General features: G+C 71.6%; 5 protein-coding genes and 1 pseudogene. All 6 read left to right on the top strand.

The genetic code is table 11. The features are described 5' to 3' along the window. Positions 1–202 (top strand): annotated as a pseudogene (locus AC3XYG_RS16480) (2-dehydro-3-deoxyglucarate aldolase); the annotation flags it as partial. A gap of 105 nt (positions 203–307) precedes the next feature. After that, the gene (locus tag AC3XYG_RS16475) at positions 308–694 is read left to right on the top strand and encodes a DUF2946 family protein (protein ID WP_489140934.1); all 387 of its coding nucleotides are present in this window, start codon (positions 308–310) and stop codon (positions 692–694) included. Between the two features lie 92 nt (positions 695–786). After that, positions 787–1,287: a copper chaperone PCu(A)C gene (locus AC3XYG_RS16470; RefSeq protein ID WP_489140933.1), complete on the top strand. Its 501-nt coding sequence runs from the start codon at positions 787–789 to the stop codon at positions 1,285–1,287. A gap of 1 nt (position 1,288) precedes the next feature. Further along, a complete protein-coding gene (locus AC3XYG_RS16465; protein ID WP_489140932.1) occupies positions 1,289–1,891 on the top strand; it encodes an SCO family protein in 603 nt (200 codons plus the stop codon). Between the two features lie 59 nt (positions 1,892–1,950). Further along, positions 1,951–2,469, top strand: a complete 519-nt coding sequence (locus tag AC3XYG_RS16460; RefSeq protein ID WP_489140931.1) for a YcnI family copper-binding membrane protein — start codon at positions 1,951–1,953, stop codon at positions 2,467–2,469. Between the two features lie 106 nt (positions 2,470–2,575). Next, positions 2,576–3,803: copper resistance CopC/CopD family protein (locus tag AC3XYG_RS16455; protein WP_489140930.1), on the top strand; the 1,228-nt coding region annotated here is incomplete at its 3' end.

Here is a 3,803-nt window from a genome sequence, read left to right as displayed (position 1 = left end):
GGCCCATCCCGAGGTGCAGGCCGCGATCCAGGACGCGGTGCGGCGGCTGACCGCGATCGGCAAGCCGGCCGGCATCCTGACCTCGGTCGAGGCCGAGGCCCGGCGCTACATCGAATGGGGCTACCGCTTCGTCGCGGTCGGGTCCGACCTCGGCCTGCTCGCGCGCAACGCCGACGCCCTGGCTCGCAGCTACAAGAGCTGACCGGCGGGAAGCCGGCCGGGCACCATGTCGCAGACAGGCCGGGTTTTCGCCCGGCCGCGACCGTGATATCCCGGCCGGGCTGAAGGGGGAAACAGCGAATTGCGCATGAGGCGGGCACAGGGACGGACATCATGGGTCGCGCTGGTCGCTGCCTATCTGCTGTTCTTCCAGGCCGTCATCGGCGGTTTCTCCATCGGCGCCAGCGCCGCCCCCCTCGCCTTCGACCCGCTCTCCGCCCTCTGCCAGGTCGATACCGGCAGCCCTGCAGCACCCGACCGGCCGGACCAGCCCGCCGGACATGCCCATCTGCCGGATTGCTGCACCGTTGGCTGCAGCATGTTCGGTGGCCATCTGGTGCCGACCTTCGTCGCCGTGCTGCTGGTGCCGCAGCTGGCCGCGGCGCCAGAACCCGCGCCCCGGCCGGCCGCCCCCGTGGCCGCCGCGCCGCAACGGTCGCCGGCCAATCCAAGAGCTCCTCCCGCCCAGGCCTGATCTGCCCGGATTCGCGCCGCGGATCCGTGACGATTCACGACCGGCCTCCGACGCCCCGCGCCCGGATCCGGTCCTGCCTGGAGCGTTTCACCATGGTATTTTCTGCGCATGCGGCGCGCCTGACCGGCGCCGCCTTCGGTCTGGCCCTGTCGCTGCTGGCGGCCGGTCCCGCCCTGGCCCAGGACTTCAAGGCCGGTGCGATCGAAATCGTGCACCCCTGGAGCCGGGCGACGCCGGCCGGGGCCAAGGTCGCCGGCGGCTATGCCGAAATCCACAATGCCGGGACGGAGCCGGACCGGCTGGTGTCGGCCACGGCCGAGATCGCCGGCAAGGTCGAGATCCACCAGATGGCCATGACCGATGGCGTCATGACCATGCGCCTGATGCAGGACGGGATGCCGGTGCCGGCCGGTGGATCGGCCGCACTGGCGCCCGGCGGCTTCCACCTGATGCTGCTGGAGCTGAAGCGACGGCCGAAGGCGGGTGAGAGCTTCGCCGGCACCCTGACCTTCGAGAAGGCCGGCACCGTCGACGTCACCTTCTCGGTCGAAGGAATCGGCGCCGCGGGGCCGGGCGCCGGCACGGGGCAGTGAGATGGGCCGCCGCATCCTGATCCCCGTCCTGCTCGCAGTCGTCGTCATCCTGCTCGGCGCCGGCGGCTTCCTGCTGTTCTACCCGCAGGCCTCGCCGGCCCGGACCGTGGTGTCCGGCCTGGCCCCCGGTGGCCCGTTCCGGCTGACCGACCAGAACGGCGCGACGATCAGCGACACCGATCTGAAGGGCCGGCCTTTCGCCATCTTCTTCGGCTTCACCCGCTGCCCGGAGATCTGCCCGACCACGCTGTGGGAGATGACGCAGGCGCTGCAGGCGCTGGGCCCCGATGCCGACCGGCTGAAGGTGCTGTTCGTCACCGTCGACCCGGACCGGGACCGGCCGGAGATGCTGCAGCAATATTTGCAGTCCTTCGATTCGCGGATCATCGGGCTGACCGGCAGCGAGGCCGACATCACCGCCGTGGCCAAGGCCTATCGCGTCTACTGGCGCAAGGTGCCGACCGGCGACGGCGACTACACCATGGATCATTCGGCGATGATCTACCTGATGGATGCCGAAGGCCGGTTCACCGACACCATCGCCTACGGCACGCCGGGCCCCGAACGGGTCGCGGCCCTGCGCCGCCTGCTCGCCGGCGCCTGACCTTTTTCGCCTCGATTCATCCCATGCCGGCTACGGCCGGCCTTCCCGGAGATACGACCATGCTGAAATCGATCCTGCCCGCCCTGGCGCTCGCCCTGCTCGGCACCGCGCCGGCCTTCGCCCACATCACGCTGGAGACCCAGGAGGCGCCGGTCGGCGGTGCCTACAAGGCGGTGTTCCGCGTGCCGCATGGCTGCGACGGCTCCGCCACCGTCAAGATCCGGGTCCAGATCCCCGAAGGGGTGATCGCGGTCAAGCCGATGCCCAAGGCCGGTTGGACGCTGGCGACGGTGAAGGGCAAGTACGCCGAGTCCTACGACTACTACGGCACGCCGACCAGCGAGGGCGTGAAGGAGGTGGTGTGGAGCGGCGGCAACCTGCCCGACGAATTCTATGACGAGTTCGTGTTCCGCGGCTATCTCAGCGCCGGCCTGAAGCCCGACACCAAGCTGTATTTCCCGGTGATCCAGGAATGCGAGAAGGGCACCGACCGCTGGATCGAGATCCCGGCCGAGGGCAAGGATTCAGACGATTACGAGACCCCGGCACCGGGCGTCCGGCTGCTGCCGAAGAAGTAAGCCGATGGAGCGCGATCCCGCCATGCCCGGCCCAGCGAGAAGGCCCTCCACCCGGCCACGGAAAAGCTCGCTCTGGGTCGCGCTCCTCTTCGCCTTGCTTGCGGCCATGCTCGTCCCACAAGCAGCCTGGGCACATGCCTCGCTGCTGCAGGCCGAGCCGGCGGACAATGCGGTGGTGGCCGCGGCGCCGGCCGGATTCAGCCTGACCTTCAACGAGCCGGTGTCGCCGCTGGTGCTGCGGCTGATCGGGCCGGACGGCACGGCGGTGACGCTGGACCAGGTGCGGCTGGAGGATTCGACGCTGGTGGTCGTGGCGCCGCCCGGCATCGGGCCGGGCACGCATGTGCTGAGCTGGCGCGTGATCTCCGAGGACGGCCATCCCGTCGGCGGCTCCGTCATCTTCTCGGTCGGGGCTCCCGGCGCCGGGCCGCCGCCCCAGGCGGTCGAAATCGTGGACGAACCGGTCCGCGCGGCGATCTGGCTGGCGAAGATCGCCCTCTATGCCGCGCTGTTCCTCGGCGTCGGCGGCGCCGTGTATCGCGCCCTGGTCGCGCCACTGCCGCGCGGCGCCGCCCGCACCGCCATCGCCCTGATGCTGCTGGGACTGGCGGCCGCGCCGCTGTCGGTCGGGTTGCAGGGGGTGGACGCGCTCGACGTGCCGCTGTCCGGCCTGGCCCAGCGCCTGGTCTGGGCCACCGGCTGGGGCACCAGCTACGGCACCTCCGCCGCGCTGACGGCGCTGGCCCTGGCGCTCGGCTTGGCGGCGCTGGCGCTGCGGCGCGGGACGGTCTCGGCCGTGCCGGCGCTGCTGGCCCTGGCCGCGACCGGCGCGGCACTGGCCGCCAGCGGCCATGCCAGTGCCGCGGCACCGCAGACCCTGACCCGGCCGGCCGTGTTCCTGCACGCCGTCTGCATCACGATCTGGGCCGGATCGCTGCTGCCGCTGGCCCTGCAGCTGCGCGCCGGCGGACCGGGGACGGCGGTCGCGTTGCGCCGCTTCTCCGCCGTGATTCCCTTCGTCGTCACCCCGCTGGTGGCGGCGGGCCTGACCCTGGCCGTGGTCCAGCTGGACCATGTCTCGGCGCTGTGGACCACCGCCTATGGCCAGGTGTTCCTGGCCAAGCTGGCGCTGGTGCTGACTCTGTTCGGCCTGGCCGCGCTGAATCGCTGGCGCCTGACCGGCCGGGCCGAGGCGGGCGACCGCCCGGCAACACGGCACCTGGCCCGGTCGATCGCTGTCGAGACGCTGCTGGTGCTGGCGATCTTCGCCGTTGCCGCCACCTGGCGCTTCACCCCGCCGCCCCGCGCCTTGGCCGAGGCCGCGGCACGGCCGG

The organism is Inquilinus sp., from assembly GCF_057815775.1.
The sequence above is the reverse complement of the archived record's forward strand: the minus strand, read 5'-3'. Positions and strand labels throughout refer to the sequence as shown.